At 71.1% G+C, this 26,184-nt stretch carries 21 protein-coding genes; 17 read left to right on the top strand and 4 right to left on the bottom strand.

Translation table 11 applies throughout. The features are described from left to right. Positions 1–50: 50 nt before the first annotated feature. The 3 genes from ACWGJY_RS13055 (at position 51) to hypE (ending at position 2,726) form a co-directional block, all read left to right on the top strand. On the top strand, positions 51–413 hold the full coding sequence (locus ACWGJY_RS13055; RefSeq protein WP_453260858.1) for a HypC/HybG/HupF family hydrogenase formation chaperone: 363 nt from the start codon (positions 51–53) through the stop codon (positions 411–413). Beyond that, entirely contained in the window at positions 410–1,534 is a 1,125-nt protein-coding gene (hypD, locus tag ACWGJY_RS13050) for a hydrogenase formation protein HypD (RefSeq protein WP_453260857.1), read from the top strand. Before ACWGJY_RS13055 ends, hypD begins: the two co-directional genes overlap by 4 nt. Before the next feature lie 136 nt (positions 1,535–1,670). Then, positions 1,671–2,726, top strand: a complete 1,056-nt coding sequence (gene hypE, locus ACWGJY_RS13045) for a hydrogenase expression/formation protein HypE (RefSeq protein ID WP_453260963.1) — start codon at positions 1,671–1,673, stop codon at positions 2,724–2,726. A 72-nt stretch (positions 2,727–2,798) separates the two neighbouring features. Here hypE and ACWGJY_RS13040 read toward each other — a convergent pair whose 3' ends face one another. Then, on the bottom strand, positions 2,799–4,061 hold the full coding sequence (locus tag ACWGJY_RS13040; RefSeq protein WP_453260856.1) for a Dyp-type peroxidase: 1,263 nt from the start codon (positions 4,059–4,061) through the stop codon (positions 2,799–2,801). A gap of 293 nt (positions 4,062–4,354) precedes the next feature. On the opposite strand from ACWGJY_RS13040, the gene ACWGJY_RS13035 reads away from it, so the two are divergent. The 5 genes from ACWGJY_RS13035 (at position 4,355) to ACWGJY_RS13015 (ending at position 9,567) form a co-directional block, all read left to right on the top strand. Next, a complete protein-coding gene (locus ACWGJY_RS13035; protein ID WP_453260855.1) occupies positions 4,355–4,909 on the top strand; it encodes an acyl-CoA carboxylase epsilon subunit in 555 nt (184 codons plus the stop codon). Then, positions 4,879–5,328, top strand: a complete 450-nt coding sequence (locus ACWGJY_RS13030) for a hypothetical protein (protein ID WP_453260854.1) — start codon at positions 4,879–4,881, stop codon at positions 5,326–5,328. Before ACWGJY_RS13035 ends, ACWGJY_RS13030 begins: the two co-directional genes overlap by 31 nt. 334 nt (positions 5,329–5,662) lie before the next feature. Next, complete coding sequence (locus ACWGJY_RS13025) at positions 5,663–7,291, top strand: APC family permease (protein ID WP_453260853.1); 1,629 nt, start codon at positions 5,663–5,665, stop codon at positions 7,289–7,291. 391 nt (positions 7,292–7,682) lie between these two features. Beyond that, complete coding sequence (locus ACWGJY_RS13020; RefSeq protein ID WP_453260852.1) at positions 7,683–8,516, top strand: PP2C family protein-serine/threonine phosphatase; 834 nt, start codon at positions 7,683–7,685, stop codon at positions 8,514–8,516. A 64-nt stretch (positions 8,517–8,580) separates the two neighbouring features. Further along, entirely contained in the window at positions 8,581–9,567 is a 987-nt protein-coding gene (locus tag ACWGJY_RS13015) for an MASE1 domain-containing protein (protein WP_453260962.1), read from the top strand. 39 nt (positions 9,568–9,606) lie between these two features. Here the strand turns inward: ACWGJY_RS13015 and ACWGJY_RS13010 are convergent, their stop codons facing one another. Next, positions 9,607–10,668, bottom strand: coding sequence for an ATP-dependent DNA ligase (locus ACWGJY_RS13010; RefSeq protein ID WP_453260851.1), 1,062 nt, complete (start codon positions 10,666–10,668; stop codon positions 9,607–9,609). 120 nt (positions 10,669–10,788) lie between these two features. Here ACWGJY_RS13010 and ligD point away from each other — a divergent pair, with 120 nt between their 5' ends. From ligD to ACWGJY_RS12995, 3 genes are all read left to right on the top strand, one after another. Further along, on the top strand, positions 10,789–11,802 hold the full coding sequence (gene ligD / locus ACWGJY_RS13005; RefSeq protein WP_453260850.1) for a non-homologous end-joining DNA ligase: 1,014 nt from the start codon (positions 10,789–10,791) through the stop codon (positions 11,800–11,802). 368 nt (positions 11,803–12,170) lie between these two features. Next, positions 12,171–13,397, top strand: coding sequence for a PP2C family protein-serine/threonine phosphatase (locus ACWGJY_RS13000; protein WP_453260849.1), 1,227 nt, complete (start codon positions 12,171–12,173; stop codon positions 13,395–13,397). Positions 13,398–13,550: 153 nt separating this feature from the next. After that, the gene (locus ACWGJY_RS12995) at positions 13,551–13,832 is read left to right on the top strand and encodes a hypothetical protein (protein WP_453260848.1); all 282 of its coding nucleotides are present in this window, start codon (positions 13,551–13,553) and stop codon (positions 13,830–13,832) included. 54 nt (positions 13,833–13,886) lie between these two features. Here ACWGJY_RS12995 and ACWGJY_RS12990 read toward each other — a convergent pair whose 3' ends face one another. Continuing rightward, complete coding sequence (locus ACWGJY_RS12990) at positions 13,887–15,434, bottom strand: AMP-binding protein (RefSeq protein ID WP_453260847.1); 1,548 nt, start codon at positions 15,432–15,434, stop codon at positions 13,887–13,889. Between the two features lie 443 nt (positions 15,435–15,877). Here ACWGJY_RS12990 and ACWGJY_RS12985 point away from each other — a divergent pair, with 443 nt between their 5' ends. Then, entirely contained in the window at positions 15,878–17,962 is a 2,085-nt protein-coding gene (locus tag ACWGJY_RS12985; protein WP_453260846.1) for a SpoIIE family protein phosphatase, read from the top strand. Between the two features lie 353 nt (positions 17,963–18,315). Then, the gene (locus tag ACWGJY_RS12980) at positions 18,316–19,773 is read left to right on the top strand and encodes an APC family permease (protein WP_453260845.1); all 1,458 of its coding nucleotides are present in this window, start codon (positions 18,316–18,318) and stop codon (positions 19,771–19,773) included. 55 nt (positions 19,774–19,828) lie between these two features. On the opposite strand, the gene ACWGJY_RS12975 is transcribed toward ACWGJY_RS12980, so the two are convergent. After that, positions 19,829–20,167, bottom strand: a complete 339-nt coding sequence (locus tag ACWGJY_RS12975; RefSeq protein WP_453260844.1) for a hypothetical protein — start codon at positions 20,165–20,167, stop codon at positions 19,829–19,831. A gap of 453 nt (positions 20,168–20,620) precedes the next feature. Between ACWGJY_RS12975 and ACWGJY_RS12970 the strand changes: the two genes are divergently transcribed. The 4 genes from ACWGJY_RS12970 to ACWGJY_RS12955 all read left to right on the top strand — a co-directional run. Then, on the top strand, positions 20,621–23,350 hold the full coding sequence (locus tag ACWGJY_RS12970; protein WP_453260843.1) for a SpoIIE family protein phosphatase: 2,730 nt from the start codon (positions 20,621–20,623) through the stop codon (positions 23,348–23,350). A gap of 50 nt (positions 23,351–23,400) precedes the next feature. Beyond that, positions 23,401–23,796, top strand: a complete 396-nt coding sequence (locus ACWGJY_RS12965; RefSeq protein WP_453260842.1) for an SHOCT domain-containing protein — start codon at positions 23,401–23,403, stop codon at positions 23,794–23,796. 765 nt (positions 23,797–24,561) lie between these two features. After that, positions 24,562–24,927 (top strand): hypothetical protein, encoded by a 366-nt coding sequence (locus ACWGJY_RS12960; RefSeq protein WP_453260841.1) that lies wholly within the window; start codon positions 24,562–24,564, stop codon positions 24,925–24,927. A gap of 46 nt (positions 24,928–24,973) precedes the next feature. Then, positions 24,974–26,184: WXG100-like domain-containing protein (locus ACWGJY_RS12955; RefSeq protein WP_453260840.1), on the top strand; the 1,211-nt coding region annotated here is incomplete at its 3' end.

Here is a 26,184-nt window from a genome sequence, read left to right as displayed (position 1 = left end):
GCGGCGCCACGGCGCGGCACAAGCAACGTACTCACGACGAGGAGAGGCCCATGTGCCTGGCGGTACCCGGCAAGGTATTGGACATCGAGGAACGGGACGGCACCCGGATGGCCACCGTCGACTTCGGCGGTGTGGTCAAGGAGGTGTGCCTGGAGTACGTCCCCGACCTGCAGGTCGGCGAGTACGCCATCGTCCATGTCGGCTTCGCGCTGCAGCGGCTGGACGAGGAATCCGCCCGGAAGACCCTGGCCCTTTTCGAGGAACTGGGCCTGCTGCAGGAGGAGTTCGGCGACCCCTGGGAGGCGGCTGCCGCGCCACCGGGATGGGACGGGGCGGCCGCCGGGGCAGGCGCGGGGGTGGCCGCCGCACCCGCGGTCGCGGCCGGCGACGGAGCGCAGGAGGCAGGCCGGTGAAGTACCTCGACGAATTCCAGAACCCCGAGATCGCCCGCCGGCTGCTCGACGACATCCGGTCCACGGTGACCCGGCCCTGGGCGCTGATGGAGGTCTGTGGCGGTCAGACCCACACCATCATCCGCCACGGCATCGACCAACTGCTGCCGGATGAGGTCGAGTTGATCCACGGTCCGGGCTGTCCGGTCTGTGTGACGCCGCTGGAGGCCATCGACAAGGCTCTGGAGATCGCCGCCCGCCCCGATGTGATCTTCTGCTCCTTCGGCGACATGCTGCGGGTACCCGGCAGCGACCGGGACCTGTTCCAGGTGCGCAGTCAGGGCGGCGATGTCCGGGTCGTCTACTCCCCGCTCGACGCGCTGAAGATCGCCCAGCAGAACCCGCACCGCGAGGTGGTGTTCTTCGGCATCGGCTTCGAAACCACCGCTCCACCCAATGCCATGACGGTTCATCAGGCCCGCAAGCTCGGCATCCCCAACTTCAGCCTGCTGGTCTCGCACGTCCGGGTGCCGCCCGCGATCGAGGCGATCATGACGTCGCCCAGCTGCCGGGTGCAGGCGTTCCTCGCCGCCGGTCATGTGTGCAGTGTGATGGGCACGGGGGAGTACCCCGCACTCGCGGACCGCTTCCGGGTGCCGATCGTGGTCACCGGCTTCGAACCGCTGGACATCCTGGAGGGCATCCGCCGCACCGTCCGCCAACTGGAGCGCGGCGAACACACCGTCGAGAATGCCTACCCGCGCGCGGTACGCAGCGAGGGCAACCCGGCGGCCCAGGCCATGCTCGCGGATGTCTTCGAGGTCACCGACCGTTCCTGGCGCGGCATCGGCACCATCCCCGCCAGCGGCTGGCGGCTGTCGGAGCGCTACCGCGACTACGACGCCGAGTACCGCTTCCCCGTCGGCGGCATCACCACCAGGGAACCCGCCGCCTGCCGCAGCGGCGAAGTCCTCCAAGGACTGATCAAGCCGCACGAGTGCGAAGCCTTCGGCACCCTGTGCACCCCGCGTACCCCGCTCGGCGCCACCATGGTCTCCAGCGAGGGCGCCTGCGCCGCCTACTACCTCTACCGCCGACTCGGCACCACGCCCACCCCACAGGAGGCGAGCCCCGTTGTCTGACACCGTCCACCCCACCCCCGGCGGCCCCACCCGCGGCGGCCCCACCCGCGGCGGCCCCACCCGCGGCGGCCCCACCCGCGGCGGACCCACCCGCGGCGGCCCCACCCACGGCGGACCCACACCGGCCGACCGCGGTCTGCCCACCGTCGACATCTCCGGCTGGACCTGCCCGACCCCGCTGCGCGACCAGCCCCGCGTGGTGATGGGGCACGGCGGGGGCGGCGCACTGTCCGCCGAACTCGTCCAGCAGATCTTCGCCCCCGCCTTCGGCGGTGAGATCCTCGCCCAGCTCGGCGACTCCGCGGCGGTGACCCTCGGCGGCGTACGTCTCGCGTTCTCCACCGACTCCTATGTCGTCCGGCCGCTCTTCTTCCCCGGCGGCTGCATCGGCGACCTCGCCGTCAACGGCACCGTCAACGACCTTGCCATGAGCGGCGCACGGGCCGCCTACCTCTCCTGTGGCTTCATCCTGGAAGAAGGCGTGGAGATGCCGGTGGTGGCCGGTGTCGCCGACGCCATGGGCGCGGCCGCACGGGCCGCCGGTGTCGAGGTGGCCACCGGCGACACCAAGGTCGTCGAGGCGGGCCACGGCGACGGTGTCTACCTCAACACCGCCGGGATCGGGCTGATCCCGGCGGGCGTCGACCTGCGCCCGCAGCGCGTCGCCCCCGGCGATGTGGTGATCGTCAGCGGGGACATCGGCCTCCACGGCGTGGCGATCATGAGCGTCCGCGAGGGCCTGGAATTCGGCATCGAGATCGAGAGCGACTGCGCGGCCCTCGGCGGCCTCGTCGAGACCATGCTCGCCGTCACCCCCGACCTGCACGTACTGCGCGACCCCACCCGCGGCGGCCTGGCCGCCGCACTGTGCGAGATCGCCACCGCCTCCTGCACGGGCGTCGTCATCCAGGAACGGGCCATCCCCGTCCCGCCGGCCGTCGCCAACGCCTGCGCCATCCTCGGCCTGGACCCGATGTACGTCGCCAACGAAGGCAAACTGGTGGCCTTCGTCCCCCGCGCACACGCCGATGCCGTCCTGGACGCCATGCGAGCGCACCCCCTGGGCACCGGCGCCGCAATCATCGGCGAGGCCGTCGCGACCCACCCCGGCATGGTGGTGGCCCGCACTCCGCTGGGCGGCACCCGGGTGGTCGATCTGCCGCTGGGCGAGCAGTTGCCGCGGATCTGCTGAGCGGGTCTTCCCGGGTACGGACGAGGGCGGCGCCGGTTCGGCGCCGCCCTCGGTCCGTGTCCGCAGCCCTGCTCAGGGTTTCTGCAGCAGCCGGGAGCCGAACCAGTCGTCGGAGTCCCGCACCCCGGGCAGGATGAAGAAGTAGCCGCCGCCGATCGGCGTGATGAACTGCGACAGCGGCTCGTGCCGCAGACGCCGCTGTACGGTGGCGAACTGCCGCTCCGGGTTCTGCTGGTAGCCGCAGAAGACCAGTCCGAGGTCCATTCGTCCCGAGTGGTCGAATCCCCGGTCGTAGTTGTAACTCCGGCGCAGAAAGCGGGATTTGTCGGTCTTTTCGGTGCGCGGGTTGGCCAGCCGGATGTGCGAGTCGAGCGGGATCTTCCTGCCGTGCGGATCCTCGCGGTACCTCGGCGGATCCGACTCGTTGCGGCCGTCCAGGGGCGCACCGCTCGCCTTGCGCCGACCGAAGATCCTCTCCTGCCGCGCCACCGGCACCTTGTCCCACTTCTCGATGTGGAAGCGGATCAGACGCAGCACCTGGTAGCTGCCGCCCAGGGCCCAGTCCGGCTCCCCGCAGGGCGGGGTGACCCACATCAGCCGCTCCATCTCCCTGGACGAGCCGGTGTCCGGATTGACGATCCCGTCCTTGAAGCCGATGAAGGTGCGCGGTGAGCCCGAGGGCCGCGAAGGGTTGAGGAAGGCGTCCGCGCGCCAGCGGGGCCGCAGCAGTCCGTCTGTCTCCCGCGCCAGATCGCGCAGCACATGGACGATGGCGTCCGGATGCTGGGCGCAGATCTGCAGGGAGAGGTCGCCGTGGCAGCGCGCCGGCTCCAGCCGGTCGTCGGGGAACGCGGGCATGGCCTTGAGGTGGCGGGGCTTGTGTCCGGAGAGCCCGAAGCGGTCGTCGAACAGGGAGGCGCCGACGCCGAGCGTGATGGAGAGCGAGTCGGGGGTGGGCCGCTCCGAGGCGACCTGCTCGTCCTGTGGTTTCACCCCGGCCGCCAGCACCCGGCAGCGCGTGGTGAGCTTCTGGAACAGCCCGGTCAGGCCCTCACGGCTCTCGGCCAGGACATCGAAGCCGACGAAACCGGCGAAGAGCTGCTGTGGTGTCACGATGCCGGCCTGATGGTGCCCGTGGAAGGGCACCCTGTCGGGCAGCAGTTCCGCGTGGTCACGGAACCTGTCTGCGGACCGGCCCGCCGGAGCGGCTGCCGCCTCCGTGCCGAGCCCGGTCGCGGCCGCCACACCGGCGATCCCCGCCGCACACTTCAAAAAGCCCCGGCGCCCGTCGTCCCGCACGGGGGCCCGTTCGTCGCCGTCCTGATCACATCTCATCGTCCCGCCCATCCTGACTGCGCCGTCCGGCAGCCGTGTGCCTGCACCAAACCTGTGCGCGATGCTCGTCGCCCACGACGCGACGACCGGGAGCAACACGGCCTCGGCGGCGGATATCACGCCTTGGCCGCGGGCCGGTCGTCCGAATGGCGCATCTGACGCGCCTCCCGCGCGACAGGGGCCCGGAGCGCTTCTAGCGTCGGCCCTGTGACCTGCCCGGACACCGCACAGCGCAACGCCGGGGCAGCCCGTCACGTACCGCGCACCACCACCGAGCCCATGGACCCCCACACATGAGCACATCCACCGACGCGAGCACAGTCATCGGCGAGGCAGGACCCGCCGGGGACGGCACATCCCCCGAGGCGGGCACGGCCCCCGGCGCGTGCACCTCCACCGACGAGCGCACGCCCGTCGGCGAGGCCCCGGCCGGGGAGACCGGCCCGGCCGTCGGCGAGAACGTACCCGTCGGCGCGGCCACCCCGACCGGCGGGAGCACGGCCACCGGGGAGGGCGCGCCGACCGGGGAGGCAGCTCCCGCCGGCGGGAGCGCGGGCGCCGGAGAGAACCCGGTCGTCGAGGGCGCCGCGCCCCCCGGCGCGAGTACCGCGCCCGACGACCCGCCCGCCTGCTGGCTGCGTATCGAGAAGGGGCATGCCGAGCCCGAGGAAATCGCCGCGATCAGCGTCGTGCTGTGCGCCCAACTCGCCGGTCTGCGTGCCCTGGCCGAGCGCGGTGACGCCGAGCGCGGTCACGCGGACGAGCGGCCCGCCGACCGGCATCGCCACCCCGGGCGCTACCACGCCCGCCACACCGCATGCTGGTCGGGCTGCTGGATCTGCGGCTGAACCCTTCCCGGGCGGGCGGGCCCCCGCCGGACGGTGACGACCGCACCGGCGTCACGTCCGGCGCCCTGCGCAGTCCGGACGGCAGCTCCACGGACAGGGGCGCGGGTTCCCCCGGGGTCGCCTACGTCCTCACGCCGCACGGCCGCCAGGAGCTGGCCGCCTTCGGTGTCGGGACGGACCACCTCCGCCGCCGGGCATCCGTCCGCTACTGCGTCGACTGGGGCGAGCAGCGCCACCACCTGGCCGGTGCACTCGGTGCCGCCCTCACCGCCCGGCTCTTCGCCCTGGAGTGGCTGCGGCACGGGAAGTACCGCCGGGTCGTCCATCTCACCGACGCCGGGCGGGAGGGCCTGGCGACGGCATTCGGCGTCCCGGTCGACCTGGTCGACCAGGTCGACCTGGTCGACCAGGTCGGCTGAAGGCCCTTTCCTTCCCGACGACGCCCACGCCGTTGTCCGTGTCGCGCTCCCGGCGGCGTTGGCGTTGTCGGGGGTCGTCGGCGACGCGGGGATGGCCGGTGCCAGGCCGGGCCGAGCGCGTTGTCAGTGGTACCTCTTACGCTTCTGATCATGCGTGGACGAGGGGGGACGGACCCGGGCTGTGCCCCTGAGCAGCAGCACGTCAGCAATGCGCTGAGTGTCCGCCCCGTGACTGTGTGCAGGAAGTGTCCGCTGGTGGAACGGGAAATTCCTCTTCGCCGAACGTCGAGTAGGGTCCGGCGAGCCGGAACAGCGAATCAAGGAGGCCGTGTTCGTGACGGAGCGTCAGGTATCAGGTGGGGGCGACGGGGCCGGCCCGCCGGAAGTGCTGGCGCAGGAGCGCCGATTGCGCCGTGATCTGGGGTTCTGGGGCCTGACGGGGATCGGCTTCTCCAATATCGTCGGCTCCGGCTGGCTGTTCGCCGCCATGTACGCGGCACAGACGGCCGGACCCGCGTCGCTGCTCTCCTGGGTCGGGGCCGGCCTGCTGTGCGGCCTGGTCGCCCTGGTCATGATCGAACTCGGCGCGTCCCGGCCGGAGGGCGGCGGCACGGTCCGCTGGCCGCTGTTCGCCAGCGGCCGGCTCGTCGGCACCCTCATCGGCTGGTCGACCATACTGTCGGTGGGCGGCACCGCGGCCGAGATCAGCGCGATCATGCAGTACGCCGCGCACTACCTCCCGGGCATCTACAACGGCCATACCCTTACCGCCGCCGGGCTGGCCCTGGCCGCCGGGCTCAGCGTCGTGCTGACGGCGCTGAACTGGTTCGCGGTGCGGATGTTCGCCCAACTCAACAACCTGATCTCGGTGTTCAAGATCGTCGTTCCGGTGGTCACCGTGATCGCGCTGATCGCCTCCGGCTGGCACTCCGGCCGTCTGACGGACCACGGCGGCTTCGCACCCTACGGTTACGTCGCCTGTCTCACCGCGCTGGCCGGCGGCGGCATCGTCTACTCCGTCAACGGCTTCCAGGCGCCCCTGGACTTCTCGGGCGAGACCCGCAACCCCCGCCGGACGATTCCCGCCGCGGTCCTCACCGGCATCGGGCTCGCCGTCATCATGTACCTGGCCCTGCAACTGGCGTTCCTCTTCACCGTCCCCGAGGATCTGCTCGGCCATGGCTGGCAGGGAGTCTCCTTCGACTCACCGTTCGGCCAGCTCGCCCTGATCCTCAATCTGCACTGGCTGTCCAGCCTGCTCTACGCGGACGCGGTGATCTCGCCCGGCGGTTCGGCGTATGTGGGTGTGGCGATCGACGCGCGGCACACCTACGCGCTCGCCAAGAACGGCACCATCCCCCGGTACTTCATGAAGGTCAACGAGCGGTTCGGCGTCCCGCGCCGGGCCCTGGCGATCAACCTCGTCGTCATCGTGATCTTTCTGCTGCCGTTCGGCGGCTGGCAGGACATCGTCAGCGTCATGGGCGATATGTATCTGCTGATCTATGCCGCCTCCGCGGTCGCGGTCGCGGTGTTCCGCGCGGAGCCGGGCGGCCACACCGCCGGCTGGGTCCCGGGACTGCGCTGGATCGCGCCGCTCAGCTTCGTGGTGTCCAGCGAGTTCGTCTACTGGTCGGGCTGGCACGACCTGCGCCTGGCGCTGCCCCTGGTGCTCGGCGGCCTGCTGATCTTCCTGGCCATGCGCCGCCCCGGGGTACGCGTCGAAAGCGACGGCGCCGGCCCGAGCCGCCCGCTCGGCGCCGAACTCCGCACCGGCGCCTGGTTGGTGGTCTATCTCATCGCCCTGACGGTGGTCTCCTGGCTGGGCACGTTCGAGGGCTCCGGCCGGCTCCCGGCACCGTACGACTCGATCACCGTGGCCGCCCTCGCGTTCGCGGTCTTCTTCTGGGCCGTACGGTCCGGCGTCCGGCATCTGGTGCTGTCCCGCCCCGCTGAGGCCTGAGCCGAGGCTCGGCGCCGGGGCAGGGGAGGGGCAGCACGGGCGGGTCAGGGCGTCCAGGCGCCGCCGCAAGGGGCTGCTCCGCAGCTCCGTCCGGCTGCGGAGTGCGCCGGCCCCCGGCACGATCACCGACGCCGCGGCGGGCGCCCTCCGCAGCCGGAGGGCGCCGGCCCGCCGGTGTGCGACGGAGCCCGGCAGGAACCGTCGGCCGCGGCGCCGCCCTTCCGCTCGCCTCCCCCGGCCGTCAAGCGGAAGTCACCCCCCACAAATAAGATGAATCGGGAAAGGCGGGCTCCCCGGTAGGGAGCCCATGAGGCCAGGTCGGGCGCCCACCGCGGACTGCCGTGCGGAGCGCGCTCCCCGGTCCGTACACCGATGTACTTTGGAGCGCTCCATGCTTCGGCGTCGTCCCCCGCGGTCGGCGAGCGCCGACGATCTGCTGACCACGCTCGGACGGCTGACCGCCCAGGCACGGGAAGGCGCCGAGAAGCAGCGGGCCCGGGTCGAGCTGGCCGAGGCGCTGCAGCGCGAGATGCTGCCGGCCGGGCTGCCGGGGGTTCCGGGGCTGCGCGCCGCCGCCACCTACGCACCCGCCCGGCACGGACTGGACATCGGGGGCGACTGGTACGACGGTTTCCCGCTGCCCGACGGGTCGCTCGCCTTCTGCATCGGCGACGTACAGGGCCACGACGTCGAGGCGGCTGCGTTCATGGGGCAGATCCGCTTCGGGCTGCGCGCCGTCGCCGGCCAGGCGGCGGACCCGGGAGAGGTGCTGAGCCGGGCCAACGACCTGCTGCTCTCGGTCGACTGCGGGCTCTTCGCCACCTGCACCTTCGTCCGCTTCGATCCGGCCACCTGGGAACTGTGCAGCGCACGGGCCGGTCACGTACCGGGCATCTGGGCCACCACCGACGGCCGGTCCGGCCTCGCCGATGACCCCGGAGGCCTGCCGCTCGGCATCATGGCGGGCGAGAAATATCCGGTCACCCACCGCCGGTTCGCCACGGCGGGAGCGTTTGTGCTGCTCACCGACGGGGTGGTCGAGGGACCTTCCTTCCCGATAGAGGCGGGGCTCACGCAGGTGACCCAACTGGTCAGCGCGCATGCCGGCGGTGACCCGGCCACCGTGGCCGACGCGGCGATGAGCGTGGCCGAGTTCACCGGGCACACCGATGACTCCGCGGTGATCGTGCTGCGCTTCGACGCGGCCGCGCCCGGGGCCGGGTGAAGCGCGGCCCCGGGCGTGCGTGTCGCGGCCGGGGCCCGGCCCTCGGCGTTGTCTGATGGCTGATGTGGTGCGCACCGAGGAACTCCGCCGTCTTGCACCAGCAGCCCTGGCGATCCTCGGCCTCGCCGGCGTCTACTACGCGTCCGCCCGGATCGGTCTGCTGGAGCAGGTCGTCATCGCGGGTGCCGTGGTCACGCCGTTGTGGCCCCCGACGGGCATCTCCCTGAGCTGTCTGCTCCTCCTGGGCCTGCGGACCTGGCCGGGCATCGCGCTCGGCACCCTCCTGGTCGTCGCCACGATCAACCCCCTCGATGTCTCGGTCCTCGGCATCATGGCGGGCAACACCCTGGCCCCGGTGTGCTCCTTCCTGATGCTCCGGCGGGTGGGCTTCCGGGTCGGACTCGACCGGCTGCGTGACGGGGTGGCACTGGTCGCCCTCGGGGCCTTCGCCGGGATGCTGATCAGCGCGACGCTGGGCACCGGGATGCTCTACGCCAAAGGAGCGCTGCCGGGCGGCGGCTTCTGGCGGACCTGGGTGGCGTGGTGGGTGGGCGATGCGATGGGCATCCTCGTCGTCACCCCGCTCATCCTCGCCTGCCGTTCGATCCGGTGGCCCCGGGGCATCCCCGGCTACCGGTGGGCCGAGGCGGCAGCCCTGGCGGCCGCCACGGTGGTGGTGACGCTCGTGGCGACGCGCAGCGAGCTGTCGCTGCTCTTCCTGGTGTTTCCGCTGATCCTGTGGGCGGCCCTGCGCTTTCAGCTGGCGGGGGCCGCGCCCTGTGTGCTGCTGGTGTCCGTCCTGGCCATCAGGGCGGCGACCGCCCGGACCGGACCGTTCGAGGGCCAGAGCCTTGTGGAGGCGATGGTCAATCTGCAGGCCCTCAACGCGTCCGCGGCGCTCACCGCACTGCTGTTGTCGGCGATCGTCACCGAGCAGAACAGCATCCGCCGCAAGATCGAACTGGCCTGCGGCGAACTGGCCGAAGTGGTGGACCGGCTCGCGCCGGGGGAGAGCCGGCGCCGGTGGCCGCCGGACGGCGACCACATCTGATCCGGCGCCCGGCGCCCACCGGCGCGCCGCCCCGTCCCCTCAGCCCGGCAGCAGCCGGCCCAGGTCGTAGCCCACCGGCTCCTCCAGCTGGGCATAGGTACAGCTCTCCGGCGTACGGTCGGGGCGCCAGTGGCGGAACTGGGCGGTATGACGGAATCTGCTGCCCTCCATGTGGTCGTAGGCGACCTCGCACACCCGCTCCGGGCGCAGTGGCACCCACGACAGATCCTTGCCGCCGCTCCAGCGGCTGGGCCCGCCGGGCATCCGCCGCGAGGCATGCGCCGTCTCATCGGTCCACCGGCCCCACGGATGGCCCGGGAGGTCGTCCGTCCGCAGCGGCGCCAGCTCCTCCACCAGCGCGCGCCGTCTGGCCATCGGGAACGAGGCGCACACCCCGACGTGCTGCAGCTGCCCGTCGCCGTCGTACAGGCCCAGCAAGAGCGAGCCGACCACCGGCCCGCTCTTGTGCAGCCGGTAGCCCGCGACCACACAGTCGGCGGTGCGGACATGCTTGATCTTGAACATGGCGCGGTCGCCGGGCCGGTACGGCAGACCGAGCGGCTTGGCGACCACCCCGTCCAGGCCCGCCCCCTCGAACTGGGTGAACCAGCTGCGTGCCAGCTCCCGGTCCGTTGTCGCGGGAGCGGTGTACACCGGTGTCCGAGCCGGGCGCAGCGCCTCGACCAGGGCTTCCCGGCGCGCCGACTGCGGCTCGTGCACCAGTGCGTCGGAGCCCAGCGCCAGCAGGTCGAAGGCGACCAGCGACGCGGGCGTCCGCTCGGCGAGCGTGCGGACCCGGGAGTCCGCCGGGTGAATGCGCTCCAGCAGTTCCTCGAAGTGCAGCCGGCCGTCATGGGCGATGACGATCTCGCCGTCGATGACGCAGCGGCGCGGCAGCTCGGCCCGTGCCGCCACGACCACCTCGGGGAAGTAGCGGGTGAGCGATTTCGTCGTACGGCTGGCGATCTCGATGTCGTCGCCGTCCCGGAAGACGATGACGCGGAAGCCGTCCCACTTGGCCTCGTACTGCATGCCGGCCGGGATCTCGGTCACCAGCTTCGCGAGCATGGGGGAGACCGGAGGCATGACGGGCAGGTCCATGGTCCCGATCCTGAGGGCTGGGCCGGGTTCCCGCGCGCCGGGGCCGGAGCCGAGCAGGCCGCCGATCGCCGTCGTCCTTCCCGGCGCGCGGCGGCGGCGCCCGGAATCTAGCGTGGAGTCATGGCCGGAGCCGGAGCTGTGGAACTGGAGGTCGCGGGGCGCACCGTGCGCCTGTCGCACCCCGACAAGACGTATTACCCGGAGCGCGGTTTCACCAAGCTGGATGTCGCGCAGTACTACCTCGCGGTCGCCGAAGGGGTGCTGCGGGGGCTGCGGGACCGTCCCACCACCATGCAGCGCTTCCCCGACGGCGTCGAGGGTGAGTTCTTCTACCAGAAGCGCGCGCCCAAGGGACTGCCGGACTGGCTGCCCACCGCCCGGATCGCCTTCCCCAGCGGACGGTTCGCCGACGAGATGTGTCCCACCGAGCCCGCGGCAGTCCTCTGGGCGGCCAACCTGGGGTGTCTGACGTTCCATCCGTGGCCCGTCCGCCGCGGTGACACCGAGCACCCCGACGAACTGCGGATCGACCTCGATCCGCAGCCCGGCACCGACTTCGCGGACGCCGTCCGGGTCGCCCGCCTCCTGCGCGAGCTGCTGGCGGAGCACGGGCTGCGCGGCTGGCCCAAGACGTCCGGCGGCCGGGGGGTGCACGTCTATGTGCCGATCCGGCCCCACTGGACGTTCACCGAGGTCAGACGGGCCGCGATCACCCTGGCCCGAGCGCTGGAACGCCGGATGCCGGAGCTGGTGACTTCGGCCTGGTGGAAGGAAGAACGCGGCGCGAAGGTCTTCGTCGACTACAACCAGATGGCCCGGGACCGGACCATCGCCTCCGCCTACTCGCTGCGCGCCCGGCCCCGGGCCACCGTCTCCACTCCGCTGCGCTGGGACGAGCTGCCGGACGCGGCGCCCGAGGACTTCGACCTGCGGACGGTCCCCCCGCGGTTCGCCGAACTCGGCGATGTGCACGCGGACATGACGGACCATGCCTTCGGGCTGGAATCCGTTCTGGAGCTCGCGGACCGTCAGGAGGCCGACGAAGGGCTGGGCGACATGCCCTATCCGCCCGACCACCCCAAGATGCCGGGGGAGCCGTCCAGGGTCCAGCCGAGCCGGGCCCGTAAGCGCTGAGCGCGGGAGACCCCGACGGTGTGGTGCGGTCCATGCGGCGGCCGACCGCCGGGAGGTCCGGTGTGCCCACCGCCCACCGCCCACCGCGGGGGAGGGCTGCCCCTCGAACGGGGGTATCCGCTGCCGCCGCCGTAGGACGTGACCGGCCTCGCCGTTCCTGGCCCGGCGGGCCGCCCCACCCCCGTACCCGGCGTGCGCGTTCCCGGGTCGGACGGGAACATTCCGCACGTGGCGCACGACAGGAACGCACCGGAGGCGGACCCTCAGCACGCATCGGACGCGCAGCGGGACGCCGCGCCCGCAGCGGTGTCCCCCTGCGCACCGCCGCATCCGGGAGCCCGGGTGTCCTCGCCGGATGCAGGCCGCACATGAGCGCCTTCCCGATCGACCATGCGGCGGTCTTCCAGGCGCTGCCGAGCGGAGTGCTGCTGCTCACGCCGGAGTTGGTGATCGCCGACGTCAACGAGGCCCTGCTGCGGCAGGCCGGGCGCGAGCGCCACCAACTGATCGGCCGCCCGCTCTTCGAGGTCTTCCCCGACAATCCCGACGCCCCCGACGCAACCGGTGTGCGCAATCTCCGGGCGTCCCTGGAACGCGTGGTGGCCACCGGCGCGAGCGACACCATGGCGCTGCAGCGCTACGACGTGGAGGCGCAGGACCGGCCGGGCGTGTTCGAGGAGCGCTACTGGAGCCCGGTCAATGCGCCCGTGCTCGACGCCGACGGGCGGGTGCGGCTGATCGTGCACCGGGTCGAGGAGGTCACCGAGATCGTCCGGGCCGGTGCCAGGGAACCCGGCGGCGACCGGACGCGGATGGAGGCCGAGCTCTTCACCCGTGCCCAGGATCTCCAGGAGGTCAACGACCTGCTGCGCCAGACCCAGGTCCGCGAGCGCGAGGTGGTGCTGGCCCTCCAGGAGGCGATGCTGCCCGCGCCGCAGCCCGTGGGGCATCACCGGGCCGCGGTGCGCTACCGGCCCGCGGTCGGCGCGCTCAACGTCTGCGGCGACTGGTACGACCTGGTCGATCTGTCCGGGGACCGGATGGCGGTGGCCGTCGGCGATGTCGTCGGCCACGGCCTGGCCGCGGCGTGTGTGATGGGTCAGCTCCGCAGCGCGCTGAGCGCCGCCATCCGGGTCGCCGGCGGGCCCGCCAGGGCGCTGGAGGTGCTGGGCATCTACGCCCGCTCGGTGGACGGCGCGGAATCCACCACCGCGGTGCAGGCCGTCATCGACTGGACCACGCACACCGTCTCCTACAGCAGCGCCGGCCATCCACCGCCGGCCCTGCTGCACCCGGACGGCACGGTGGAACTGCTGGACGGGGCGACCGACCCGCCGTTGGGGGCGCGGCCCGAGCATGTGGACCGCCCGGAGGCGCACGTCGCCTTCACCGACGATGCCGTGCTGGTCCTGTACACCGACGGGCTGATCGAGCGCCGCCACGAGGACATCGACGTCGGTCTGGCGCGGCTGGCCGAGGCGCTGACCCGGCACCGGGGCGCCGGCGTCGAGACGCTCGCCGACGCGCTGCTGGCGGATCTGCTGCCGCCCGGCGGCGCCACCGACGATGCGGCCCTCGTCATCATCCGGCTCTGACCGCGCCGGCCACCAGGTCGCTTTGCCGTTTCATTACCCCTGGTGGAGCAATTCTTGGGGCCGTTGGAGTGGCTGTTCGTCGTGCCTGCAGGGTTTCCGGCGGAGCGCGGTACTCATCGAATGTCAGATTTCCTGCCAAACAGGAGAAACGCAATGCGCAAGTTCATAGGCCGCTCCGTGGCCGCCGCGGCGATCGCCGCAGCCGCCGTCGTCCCGCTCGCCGGCATGGCTTCGGCCGCGCCGTCCCAGGGTGACCACCACAGGCACCACAGGCACCACTGCCACCACCACCGCGGCTTCGACCGTTTCGAACGCTTCGACCGCTTCGACCGCTTCGACAACGGCCGCTTCGGCGGCTTCGGCCGCTTCGGCGGCTTCGGCGGCCTCGGGGGCTTCGGCGGCCTCGGCGGCTTCGGCCTGCTGGGCATCCTCTGACGCCAGTAGCCGGACAGGCCGCCGCAGCCCTTGAGCTGCGGCGGCTCGTCGCTGTCAGCCCACGGTGCCGGCCTCCTGCTCGGCCCGCCGGCGCAGCTCCTTCTTGTCGGGCTTTCCGGCATCGGTCAGCGGCAGCGCCTCGGCAAAGGTGACCCGGGCCGGTTCGTACATCGCGCCCCGCTCCGAGCAGACCATCTCGCACAGCTGCTGCTCGTCGACGGTGCTGCCGGGCACCCGCACCACCATGGCGTGCACCCGCTCCATGCGGTCGGCGTCACGGACACCGAAAACGGCGCTCTGCAGTACCTGCGGGTGCGAGTTCAGCAGATCCTCCAGTTCCGTGGTGTACACGTGGCCGCCGACCACGACGATCATGTCCTTGATCCGGTCGACGATCGTCAAGTAGCCCTCGTCGTCGAGGAATCCGATGTCCCCCGTGTGCAGCCAGCCGTCCCGCAGTACCTCCGCGGTCAGCTCGGGCTGCTTCCAGTACTCCTTCATGATCATGGCGGAGCGGACGCAGACCTCGCCGTGCTCGCCGGCCGGCAGATCACGGCCCGACTCGTCGCGGATCGCCACCTCCACACCGGGCAGTACCTTCCCCGCGGAGCGCAGCCGCTCGGGGCGCTGCAGATCGTGGTCCTCCTGGCTGAGCATGCTGATGCCACCCGCCTCGTTCTGCCCGTAGCCCTGCATCAGCACCGGGCCGAACGCCCGTACCGCGTCGGCTATCCGGGCCGGGGACGCCTGGCAGCCGCCGTAGGTCAGCATCCGCAGGCTGGAGGTGTCGGTGCGCCGGGCGTCGGGGTGGTCCATCAGCTGGTACAGCATCGGCGGCATCAGGAACACATCGGTGATGCGCTCGCGTTCGATGGCGGCCAGCGCGGCGCCCGGGTCGAAGTCGTCGAGCAGGACGACGGTGCCGCCCGAGTGCAGGGTGCTGTCGGCCATCAGGCCCGCGGCGTGCGCGAGGGTGGTGCAGACCAGTTGCCGGCGCCCGGACTCCGGCTCCTGCTCCAGCACTCCGTGGAACCAGCGTGCCTGGTCGAAGGTGGTGCAGATGCCCTTCGGGTGGCCGGTGGTGCCACCGGTGTGGCGGATGGTGCACACATCGTCGGGCCGGGCCAGGCTCGCGAACGGTTCGTCGGACTGTCCGGCGGCCAGCTCCAGCAGATCCGTGCCCACCTTGGCGGGGCCGAGTACGAAAACCTCCGGGACCGGCGCCAGCTCGGTTACTTCGGCGGCTCGTTCGGCATGGCGGGGGTCGACGATCAGGGCACGGGTCTCGACATCGCGGACGATGTCGGCCTGCGACTCGGCGGACAGCTTGTTGTAGAGATGGTTGACCCGGGCGCCGATCAGATTGGCCGCGTAGCGGGCGGCGATGATCTCCGGGAGGTTGCCGCTCAGCAGGGTGACGGTGGCTCCGCGGTCGACGCCGCGCGCCTGCAGGGCCCGCGCCATGCGGTGGACCAGGGCGCGGAACTCGCCTGCGGTGATGCGGCGCCCTTCGTGGACCAGGGCTTCACGGGTCGGGTCGGTGCTAAGCGCATCGAGGTTCTCCTCCACGTAGGTGCGGAATGTCCGGGCGGCGATGGACATGATGTGAGGCTTCCTCCTGACGCCGGCGGGCGCAGTCGGGCACGCCGGTGCGGTGTACAGATATTTAGTTGCTAGAGGCAACCAATGTCAGGGTAGCCGCTGTAGATCAACTCTCCAAGTCGAAGGGTGACGCAGGAGGCCGCCCGGAGGCCACACAGGGTCATCGGCCTTGCGGCGTCAGGCCACCGCCCGGCATCCCCGTCCCGTAACCACGTCCGGAATCATCACCCCGAATATCGTCAACGCGGTCGCCGGCCCGGGAACGGCGACGGATAATGCTCGCTCGCGCACGGGGCGCCGGTGCCCTGCGGAACTCGCTCTCCCTGCGGGTCCGTCCCGTGTCGAGAGATGATGGAGAGCAACGGAAGCGCAGCGAGAATCGGCCGATGTACGGAGAGCGCCACGGCTGTCGGTCTGCGGTGACCGGCGGAAGGAGTGCCTGGATGGGTGCGACCGACGCGTTCCCCGAAGGTGCCGCCCCGGTCGGGGCCACACCCGGGCAGCCCGGCGGCCTGCTGGATGTGCTGGGCGTGGCTGCCGTGATGCTGGACGCGGACGGGCGGATCACCTTGTGGAGTCCGCAGGCCGAGCAGCTCTTCGGCTGGAGCGCGCAGGAGGCACTCGGCCGGCCCGCGGCGCAGCTGCTGGTCGGACCGGACCACCTCGATCTGGTGCTGAGTCTCTTCTCCCAGGTCATGGCGGGCGGTGAGAGCTGGGCAGGGGTCTTCCCGGTCCAGCACAAGGACGGCAGTACCCGGCTCGTCGAATTCCGCAATATGCGGCTGCTGGACGAGCGCGGCGAGTCCTACGCCCTGGGGATCGCCACCGACCAGGCCGTGCTGCGGCGGGTCGAGCGGGATCTGGCACTGTCCGTACGCCTGGTCGCACAGTCGCCGATCGGCCTGGCGGTCCTGGACACCGCGCTGCGCTTCGTCATGGTCAATCCGGCCCTGGAACGCATCAACGAACTGCCCGCCGACCAGCACCTGGGCCGCGACGTCCGGGAGGCGCTGTCCTTCCTGGACACCAGCGTCATCGCGTCCAGCATGCGCCGGGTCCTCGACACCGGGACACCGCTGCTCGACCAGTTCACCGTCGGCCGCAGCGCCTCCGATCCGCACGCCGACCGGGCCTGGTCGGTGTCGTACTACCGGCTGGAGGACGCCCACGGCCGGGTGCTGGGGCTGGCCACGTCGGTCGTGGACGTCACCGAGCAGCACCGCGCCGCCACCGAGGCCGCCCGCGCCCGCAGGCGGCTGGCCGTCATCGCCGATGCCTCCGCCACGGTCGGCACCACCCTCGACGTCGACCAGACCGCTCATGAACTGGCCGACGTCATCGTGCCCGAGCTGGCGGACCTGGCCGCGGTCGATGTCCTGGACGCCATACTCGACGGCCGGCGGCCGACCGCGCTGTCCCGTGGCGGCCCGGCCCGCTTCCGGGCGCTCGCCGTCTCCGCCGCATACTCCACCGAGGCCGTGCGCGCCGCCGACCCCACCGGACAGATCGCCTCCTACGAAGCCGACCGGCTGATCACCCGCTGTGTGACCGAGGCCCGTCCGGTACGGATCGCCCATGTGGGACCGGAGGATCTGCCGCACATCGCCGCGGGCCCGCAGGGCGCCGCCCTCCTGGGAAAGGCCGGGCTGCACTCCTACCTGGCCGTACCGCTGATCGCCCGGGGTGAGGTCCTCGGCGCGCTGTCGCTGTACCGCGTCCGCAACCCGGAGCCGTTCGACGAGGACGATGCGGTGCTGGCGGTCGAGCTGGCCGCCAGGGCGGCCGTCTGCATCGACAACGCCCGTTCCTACCAGAGTGAACGCCGCACCGCGCTCACCCTCCAGCGCCATCTGATGAACCACCGGCCGCCGCAGCCCACGGCCATGGAGATCGCCTACCGCTACCAGCCGGCGCAGGCGGCCAGCGAGGTCGGCGGCGACTGGTTCGACGCCATCCCCGTGGCCGGCGACAAGACCGCGCTGGTGGTCGGCGACGTCATGGGCAGCGGTATCAACGCCGCCGCCACCATGGGCCAACTGCGCACCACCACCCGTGCGCTGGCCGACCTCGACCTCGATCCGGCCGAGGTGCTCCGCCATCTCGACCACATCGCCGTCGGACTCGATCCGGCCTTCGCCACCTGTCTGTACGCCGTGTACGACCCGCACCGCGCCCTGTGCCAGATAGCCATCGCCGGGCATCTGCCCCCCATCGTGGTCCGCCCGGACCGGCCGCCCGAGCTGCTCGATCTGCCCACCGGCGCACCGCTCGGGGTCGGGGGCGTGCCCTTCGAACAGACCACGGTGCCGCTCCGCGACGGTGACCTGCTGGTGCTCTACACCGACGGGCTGATCGAAACCCGGGACCAGCCCATAGACGCCCGCCTGGACACCCTGCTGGAGCTGCTGGCGGAGGCCGAGCAGGATCTGGAGGGCCTCTGCGACCGTCTGCTCGGCGCGCTGCGCGACGAGCACGACCACGACGACGTGGCGCTGCTCATCGCCCGTGTGCATGTGCACCAGGACTGAGTGGGCGGGACGGCGGTTCCGGCGGACCGCAACGGATCCGGTGACCCATCGGATTCAGCGGACCCGCGACGGATTCGGCGGTGTTCCGGCGGGACTCGACAGAGCCCCTCCGGCCGCGGAATCCGCTTGTTTTCCGCGACGAGGTCATGGATAAGCGTTCCAAGGGTCTCTGAAGGCTACGGATTTCGTTGCCCAGGGAGCTTAACGAGACCTTGACGTGAGCCGTCGGCAGGGGTTGTATTCGGTCACCAAAGCGAGACCTGCGGGATATCCGGGTTCGGGCCGCTTTGCGGCGATCCTCCTCAGGCGCCGCCCCCTCCTGCCGCCAGCACCGATGGGATACGGATACCGATATGCCCTACACGCCTGTTGCCTCCGCAGCTCCGGAGCGGGACACCCGTAGTGCGACGGAAGGGGATGCCTCCATCACCCCCAAGCTCACCCGGTCGATCGGTGTGGTCGGCGGAACCCTGCTCACGCTGTCCTGTCTGACCCCGGCATCCTCGCTCTTCGTGATCGTGCCGGACTCGTTCGCCACCCTGGGCACGGGCACCGCACTGACCATCGCCGTCGCGGCCCTGCTGTGTATCGGGGTGGCCTTCACCTACTCCGAACTCGGCACACTGATCCCGAGCTCCGGCGGCGAGTACGCCATGGTCGGCACGCTCATGGGCCGCCTCGCCGGGTGGCTGGTTTTCATACTCTCGCTGATCGTCGTCATGATCGTGCCGCCCATCATCGCCCTGGGCACCGCCGACTATCTGGCACCGATCGTCCGTCTCGATCCGCAGTACACCGCCGCCGCCGTGATGCTGCTGGCCACCGCCATGGGCCTGCTCGATCTGCGCGCCAACGCCTGGATCACCGGCATCTTCCTGGTGCTGGAGGTCGTCGCCTGCGCGGTCGTCGCCTTCCTCGGCTTCACCCACACCCACCGGTCGGCCTCCGTGCTGGTGCACCCCGTGATCGACGCCGGACACGGGCACAGCACGGCCGTCACCGCCGGCCTCATCGTGACCGGGCTGGCCACCGCGCTCTTCATCCTGCAGGGCTTCTCCACCGCCGTGTACCTCGCCGAGGAGATGGAGAACCCCCGCCGCAATGTCTCGCGCACCGTGCTGTGGACCCTCGGGATCGGTGCGGCCGTCGTCCTGATCCCGGTGGTCGCGATCACCCTCGGGGCCCCCGACCTGAAGACTCTCGGCGCCGGTGACGTCGCCGGAATGGTGCAGACCTGGAGCAACTCGGGCGTCGGCACCTTCGTCAGCCTGTGCATCGCCCTGGCGATCATCAACGCGGCGATCGTGATGGTGATCCAGAACTCCCGGGTGGTCTTCTCCTCGGCCCGCGACGCGGCCTGGCCGACGCCCGTCAACCGCGTCTTCTCGCACGTCGGCCGGCGCTTCGGCTCCCCCTGGGCGGCCACTCTCGCGGTGGGTGTCCCCGGGGCGGCCCTGTGCTTCGTCAACCTCGACACCCTGAGCGAGGTCACCGGCGTGGCCGTCGCCGCGCTGTACGTCTTCGTCGCCCTGGGTGCCCTGGTCTCGCGCCGCGGTGAGCACAAGCACCGGCCGGCCTGGCGGATGCCGCTGTGGCCGGCGGTCCCGGCGCTGCTGATCGTGGTGCTGGCGTGGGTGCTCTACCAGCAGAGCACGAAGAGTCTGGTCATCACCGGCGGCATCGTGGCCGTCGCCGCGCTGTACTGGGCGTGCTACCTGCGCCCGCGCCAGGAGACGCACTGGGTGATCTCGGTCCCCGAGGACGAGCAGGCTCCCGTCGAGGCGCCGTCCGCGGCCTCGCTGCCTGCGTAGGGCCCCGGCGGCCCGGAACCGCCCGCCCGGGGCCGTCCCCGGGCGGGTCTTCTCCTTACCGGCCGGTGAGCCGGGAGAGCGCGAGCGCGTCCAGCAGAAGGCATACGTGGTCGACGGCGTCCCGTCCGGCGGGGGCCTCGGCCACCGCGGCGTCGTCGAGCAGCCCGGCAGTCCCCTGCAGCAGCTTCAGCAGCCGCTCGGTCACGTCGGCCGCAGGCTCTGCGTGTACCAGGACGGACCGGATCTTCCCGCCCGTGAGCGGCTGACCGGTTTCGAGGAAGCGGTACAACGCCACGGCGGCTCGCCGGTCGGCCTCGTGGGGCTTCCACAGTCCGAGCGCGTGGTGGTCGATGAGTGCGGCCGCCTCGGCACGGATCTCCTCGGGAACATGCATGCCCACGAACGTCTCATACCGTCCCGCCGGGCCGGATGACGGCACAGGGCCCCCCGGCGCCGCCGCCCGGCCGGCTCGGTTTGCCCGGCGAACCGGGTTGACCAGGCATGTTGCGCCGGCGCCGGACTCACCCGACCGGCAGACACCCGTCCGGCAAGCTGCCGGGCCTGTGGGAAGAGTTACATGAACCATCGCGGGTCCGGGCGATTTGTTCCGGTGACGTGACGTGACGTGACGCATCTGCCGCGTATGTCCCCTTCGTTAAAGAGGTTCGCATATGCGTAGCTGTAAAACCTACCCGGGGGTCTTCCCGCCCTCTGGCGCCCCGCCCCGGATCACGGGACCATCCTCGGACAGCCCGTGAGGCCGCCCGGCGCAGCGCGGGCCCTGACCGCTGCTGCGCTCCGCATCGCGCGGCTCGCCCACCGTATGCGGGAGGTGTAGAAAGAGGACATGGCCGGACGCTACGGCCGCCCGCGTTCGGTTCTCAGGATGCGAACTGTCGCAGGTCAGGTCTTTCTCCTGCAGGTGGCGATCGTGGTGTTGCTCGTCGCCGCCGCCATCGCGGCGCTTGTGCTGCAGTCCAGGGCCGACGGGGACCGCGAGGCGCGCAACAGATCCGTCGCCGTGGCTGAAGCCTTCGCCAATGCGCCGGGCATCGACGCAGCACTCAAGAGCGCCAACCCGACCCTGGTGCTGCAGCCGCGGACAGAGGCCGCCCGCAAGAGCTCCGAGGTCGACTTCATCGTCGTGATGAACACCAAGGGCATCCGCTACACCCATCCGATCCCCAACCGCATCGGCAAGAAATTCGTCGGCACCCTGCAGCCGGCGCTGTCCGGCGGGGTGGTCACCGAGCGGATCACCGGCACCATCGGGCCCCTCGTCCAGGCCGTAGTGCCGGTCTACAGCCACAGCGGCAAGGACAAGGGCAAGATCATCGGGCTGGTCTCGGCCGGTATCACCGTCAACCGGGTGAGCGGTGTCGTCGACGACCAGTTCCCGCTGCTGTTCGGCGCCGCCGCGGGTGTCCTTCTCCTCACCACCAGCGGTACCGCGCTGGTGAGCCGGCGCCTGCGGCGCCAGACCCACGGCCTCGGCCCCGCCGAGATGACCCGGATGTACGAGCACCACGACGCGGTTCTGCACGCCGTACGCGAAGGCGTGATCATCGTGGGCGGCGGCGGCTGTCTGCTGCTCGCCAACGACGAGGCACGCAGGCTGCTCGACCTGCCGACGGACGTCGAGGGCCGCCCCGTCGCCGATCTCGGACTCGACCCCGCCACCGCCGACCTGCTGGCCTCCGGCCGGGTCGTCACCGACGAGGTCCACCCGGTCGGCGAACGACTGCTGGCCATCAACCAGCGCTCCACGGACCAGGCGGGCGGCCCGCCCGGCAGCGTCACGACGCTACGGGACACCACCGAGCTCCGGGCACTCACCGGCCGGGCCGATGTGGCCCGCGGCCGCCTGAAGCTGCTCTACGACGCCGGCACGGAGATCGGCACCACTCTCGACGTGGTGCGCACCTGCGAGGAACTCGCGGAGTTCGGCGCGACCCGGTTCGCCGATATCGTCACCGTCGACCTGGACGAGGACGTGCTCATCGGCGAGGAGCCGACGGCCCCCACCGGCACGGCCATCGAGATGCGGCGGACGGCCACCAGCGGCGCCCCGGCGGAGAGCGGCCTCTACCCCGTCGGCAAGCTGATCCGCTTCGAGCCGGCCACCGCCCTCGCCGCCGGCCTCACCAGTGGCAAGGCGGCCCTGGAAGCCGATCTGGCGGCGTTCTCCGGCTGGCATCTGCAAAGTCCCGGCCGGGCCAGGAAGATCGTCGCGCACGGTATCCATTCGAGGATCGCGGTGCCGCTGCGGGCCCGCGGTGTCATCCTGGGCGTGGCGATCTTCTGGCGCTCGGACAAACCGGAGCCGTTCGAGGACGAGGAACTCTCCCTCGCCGAGGAACTGGTCGCCCGCGCCGCGGTGAGCATCGACAACGCCCGCCGTTACACCCGCGAGCACACCATGGCCGTCACCCTGCAGCGCAGTCTGCTGCCGCGCGGCCTGCCGGAACAGAACGCCGTCGAGGCGGCCTACCGCTATCTGCCCGCTCAGGCCGGGCGCGGCGGGCTCGGCGGCGTCGGCGGTGACTGGTTCGACATCATCCCGCTGCCCGGCGCCCGGGTGGCGCTCGTCGTCGGCGACGTCGTGGGCCACGGACTGCACGCCGCGGCCACCATGGGCCGGCTGCGCACCGCCGTCCACAACTTCGCCAATCTGGACCTGCCGCCCGACGAGATCCTCTGGCACCTCGACGAACTCGTCACCCGTATCGACCAGGACGAGGGTGCCGAGGAGGCCGGGGGCTCGGTCACCGGAGCCACCTGCCTCTACGCGATCTACGACCCGGCGTCCGGGAACTGCACCATGGCGCGCGCCGGGCACGTCCAGCCGATGCTGCTGCTGCCGGACGGCACCGCCGAGATCGCCGATGTCCCCGGCGGCCCGCCCCTCGGGCTCGGCGGACTGCCCTTCGAGACCTGGCAGCGGCAATTGCCCGAGGAGAGCCGCCTGGTGCTCTTCACCGACGGGCTCGTCGAGGACCGCAACCGGGACCTCGACGAGGGCATGGGACTGCTCAGCCGCACGCTGGCCGACCACCCCGGCCGGACCCCGGACGAGACCTGCGAGGCCGTGCTCGGCGCGCTGCTGCCGGAGCGGCCCAGCGATGACATCGCGCTGCTCGTGGCCCGCACCCGGGTGCTGGACACCGCGCACGTCGCCGACTGGGAGGTGCCGCCGGACCCCTCGGCCGTGGGCCAGGTACGGGCCGCCGCGGTCCGCAAGCTGATCGAATGGGGCCTGGCGGACGAGGCGTTCACCGCCGAGCTGATCCTCAGCGAGCTCGTCACCAACTCCATCCGGTACGCCGCCGGCCCCATCCGCGTACGGCTGATCCGCGACGCGTCCCTGATCTGCGAGGTCTCCGACCGCAGCAGCACCTCCCCGCATCTGCGGCAGGCCGCCACGACGGACGAGGGCGGCCGCGGCCTCTTCCTCGTCGCCCAGTTGGCCGAACGCTGGGGGACCCGCTACACCACCAGCGGCAAGGTCATCTGGACTGAGCAGACGCTCTCCGACATCGATCTGGTCGCGGCGGAGGCCGACGACGGGGATGCTTGAGCCGAGGGACGGATGAGCTTGGGGGCCCCGAGCGCCATGAGGAGGCCGAGATGGATTACCCGCTGCTCAACGCATTCTGGACCATGTGCCTGATCTTCTTGTGGGTCCTGTGGCTGATCCTGCTGTTCAGGATCATCGGCGACATCTTCCGCAGCCGGGACCTCAACAACTGGGCCAGGACGGGATGGCTGATCCTGGTGATCGTGCTGCCCTTCCTGGGTGTCTTCATCTACGTCATCGCGCGTGGCCACGGGATGAGTGAACGGGAGGTCGCGCAGGCCGAACGCCAGCAGAAACAGCTGCAGGCCTACCTGCGGGAAACCGTCCCGCCCGGTGACGACACGGGCCGGCATGCGGATTCCCTGGCGAAGCTCGCCGAGCTGAAGAACCACGGCGATATCACGGAAGAGGAGTTCCAAAAGGCCAAGGCGAAGATTCTCGCCTGACCGCGGCTCGCCTGACCGCGGAGATCACGACGCGATGGCGACCACCGCCGCCTTGACTGCCGGCCTCGGATTGCGCGAAACACGCAACTTGCGGGTGCCCCGTCCTGGACGGGGCACCCGGCGGACGACGGCAGGCAGAGGCGGGCAGTGAAGTGACCTGTGGGGAACGCTCGGCCACCCGGCACCCAACCCTGTCGACGGCGTCCCGCTGACCCGGACGGCTGTCGCCCGCGACCCGTTCGCCCCGTCCGGCACTCCCGCGTCGCGGCCGTACTCGGCGCACAGAGCAGACACAGCACGGGCGAACTCGCCCTGGACAGGGTGGAGCGGGGCCCCGGCATGGCGGCCCCTGCTTCATTTTGCGGGCCATCAGCCAGGACAGGGTGCGGATCCTGGTCTCCACCGTGATGCGGTCCCGGGGTGCCGCCGGCCGCTGGATCTTCCGGAGCCGGCCGGTCCGACGTCGCCGTTATTTTCGCGTCAGGGGACGGCCTGCGCGCATCAGGGGTTCGTCATGTCGGGGTCCGGGAGCCCTGCGGTGGTGATGTTGTGGTCAGGCCGTGCCAGGAGTCGCGCGTGAACAGGTCGGTTGACCGTTCGTCAGGCCGCGTTCCGTTCGGCGGAACCTGTAGGTGATCAGTAAGGGGATGGGGTATGTCTGGTTCACCGCCGCCGGTAAATGGGGGCGTCGCGGTCCCGTCTCCGCCTGATGGTTATCGCAATGTGCCGGTGTCGGCGCCTCAACCGGAACTGCACCCTCCCGGCATGCCCGGCGGCGGCCTCTCCGGCAGTGGCGTCCTCGCCGTCGACTTCGAGGCACTGGAGCAGGCGATCGCAGAGGCCGAGGAGGCCGCCGATGCCGCCGGCAGCGTCGCGGAGAGTATGGCGAGTGCGGTCCAGCGCTCCGGAGCGGCCCCCTGGGGCGACGATCCGGCCCTTGGGCAGGCGTTCGGCAGTGTCTTTGCCGAACCCCGCAACGCGCTCGTCCAGGCCGTAGAAGGGCTGCCGCAGGTGCTCCGGAACATCGCCGACAACCTCAGTGCCATGAACACCGACTTCCACGGCGCTCAGCAGGCCGCCGAGGCCGCGATCGCCGATGCGCGGGTCCGAGCCGAACACACCCGGGTCTGAGGATGGGCTGCTTCGCATGGTAGACGCGCATAACGTTCCGCCTGAGTTGCAGAACCTGCTGCTCATCACTACCGGAAACCGCTGGCCGACGGGTGACGAGACGGCGCTACGGGCTGAAGCGGCGGCCTGGCGGGAGACGGCGCACTCGCTCAGGCCCATCGTCGAGCGGGTCGAGACCGTCAGATCACTGGCAGCCAAGGCGCTGTCCGGCGCCGGCGAGGACGCGGCCGACGCATTCCTGGCTCGGCTCGTCGGCGGCCGGGGTGTGGGAGAGTCCGATGCGGTGCTGCCCGTCCTCATCGAAGCCGCCGAGTCCGCAGCGGAGGCGCTGGAGGAGGAGGCCCTGCAGATCGAGACGCTGCGCATCGAGATCATCGGCGCCCTGGCGGTGCTGTTCCTGCAGCTCATCATCGACTCGGCACTGTGGATGTTCGGCGGAGCGGCCAAGGCCGCCGGGGATATCGTCGCCACAAGGGTGCTGTGTCTGGCCTTCGTACGGCAGGCCGTCACACACATGCTGACGCGCCTGGCCGAATCCGTGGTCGCCATGGTCGGCATGGCGTTGCTTGCCCAGATCATCGAACTCGGCGAGGGCCACCGGCGCTCTCTTGACGGGAACGAACTGGGCGTCGCCGCTGTCAACGGCGCGGTCGGCGCTCCCGTCGGCTTCGGCATGGGACTGGTGGGCGGTGCGGCCATGGCCGGCTTCAAGAACCTCGCCAAGAAGCCGTTCTTCAGCAAACTGCCGAACAAGGCACAGTCACTGGCGAAATGTGGCACCGTGGTGAGCTTTCACGCGGGCTTCGGCGCGCTGACAGGGATGGCGGAAGCCGCAGCACAGGACAGTGTCTACGGTCTGTCCGGCGACTGGGTCGCCGGCGCGGCCAACGGCTCCTACAACGCAGTCTGGGGCGCCAGGCACACCGCCCAGAACCCCGCAGGCCGCTTCGCTCTCTCACCGGCCGAGCACCTCGAGGAACTCATTGACCACCACCTCGCGGGCCTCAACAAGAACCCCAGCAGCAAACCGGCCCCTGCCATCCCGACGCCCACAGAAGGCCAGGAGTCGGGTGGTGGTGTGGGGGGTTTGGGGTCTGAGGGTTCTTGGTCGCATGCTCCTGGGGAGAGTTTCCTCGATCTTGACCCGGTGTCGTCGGTGGGGGAGTCGGGTGGTGGTGTGGGGGGTTTGGGGTCTGAGGGTTCTTGGTCGCATGCTCCTGGGGAGAGTTTCCTCGACCTTGACCCGGTGTCGTCGGT

The sequence above is a fragment of the Streptomyces sp. NPDC054765 genome (assembly GCF_053612065.1).
Note: the sequence above shows the minus strand (reverse complement) of the source record. Positions and strands in the feature narration are given on the sequence as shown.

Coding starts and splice junctions, on each gene's coding strand:
- ACWGJY_RS13055 (WP_453260858.1), top strand. CDS start 51: ATGTGCCTGGCGGTACCCGGCAAGGTATTGGACATCGAGGAACGGGAC.
- ACWGJY_RS13040 (WP_453260856.1), bottom strand. CDS start 4,061: ATGAGATGTGATCAGGACGGCGACGAACGGGCCCCCGTGCGGGACGAC.
- ACWGJY_RS13035 (WP_453260855.1), top strand. CDS start 4,355: ATGAGCACATCCACCGACGCGAGCACAGTCATCGGCGAGGCAGGACCC.
- ACWGJY_RS13030 (WP_453260854.1), top strand. CDS start 4,879: ATGCTGGTCGGGCTGCTGGATCTGCGGCTGAACCCTTCCCGGGCGGGC.
- ACWGJY_RS13020 (WP_453260852.1), top strand. CDS start 7,683: ATGCTTCGGCGTCGTCCCCCGCGGTCGGCGAGCGCCGACGATCTGCTG.
- ACWGJY_RS13010 (WP_453260851.1), bottom strand. CDS start 10,668: ATGGACCTGCCCGTCATGCCTCCGGTCTCCCCCATGCTCGCGAAGCTG.
- ligD (WP_453260850.1), top strand. CDS start 10,789: ATGGCCGGAGCCGGAGCTGTGGAACTGGAGGTCGCGGGGCGCACCGTG.
- ACWGJY_RS13000 (WP_453260849.1), top strand. CDS start 12,171: ATGAGCGCCTTCCCGATCGACCATGCGGCGGTCTTCCAGGCGCTGCCG.
- ACWGJY_RS12995 (WP_453260848.1), top strand. CDS start 13,551: ATGCGCAAGTTCATAGGCCGCTCCGTGGCCGCCGCGGCGATCGCCGCA.
- ACWGJY_RS12990 (WP_453260847.1), bottom strand. CDS start 15,434: ATGTCCATCGCCGCCCGGACATTCCGCACCTACGTGGAGGAGAACCTC.
- ACWGJY_RS12985 (WP_453260846.1), top strand. CDS start 15,878: ATGGGTGCGACCGACGCGTTCCCCGAAGGTGCCGCCCCGGTCGGGGCC.
- ACWGJY_RS12980 (WP_453260845.1), top strand. CDS start 18,316: ATGCCCTACACGCCTGTTGCCTCCGCAGCTCCGGAGCGGGACACCCGT.
- ACWGJY_RS12975 (WP_453260844.1), bottom strand. CDS start 20,167: ATGCATGTTCCCGAGGAGATCCGTGCCGAGGCGGCCGCACTCATCGAC.
- ACWGJY_RS12970 (WP_453260843.1), top strand. CDS start 20,621: ATGGCCGGACGCTACGGCCGCCCGCGTTCGGTTCTCAGGATGCGAACT.
- ACWGJY_RS12965 (WP_453260842.1), top strand. CDS start 23,401: ATGGATTACCCGCTGCTCAACGCATTCTGGACCATGTGCCTGATCTTC.
- ACWGJY_RS12960 (WP_453260841.1), top strand. CDS start 24,562: ATGCCCGGCGGCGGCCTCTCCGGCAGTGGCGTCCTCGCCGTCGACTTC.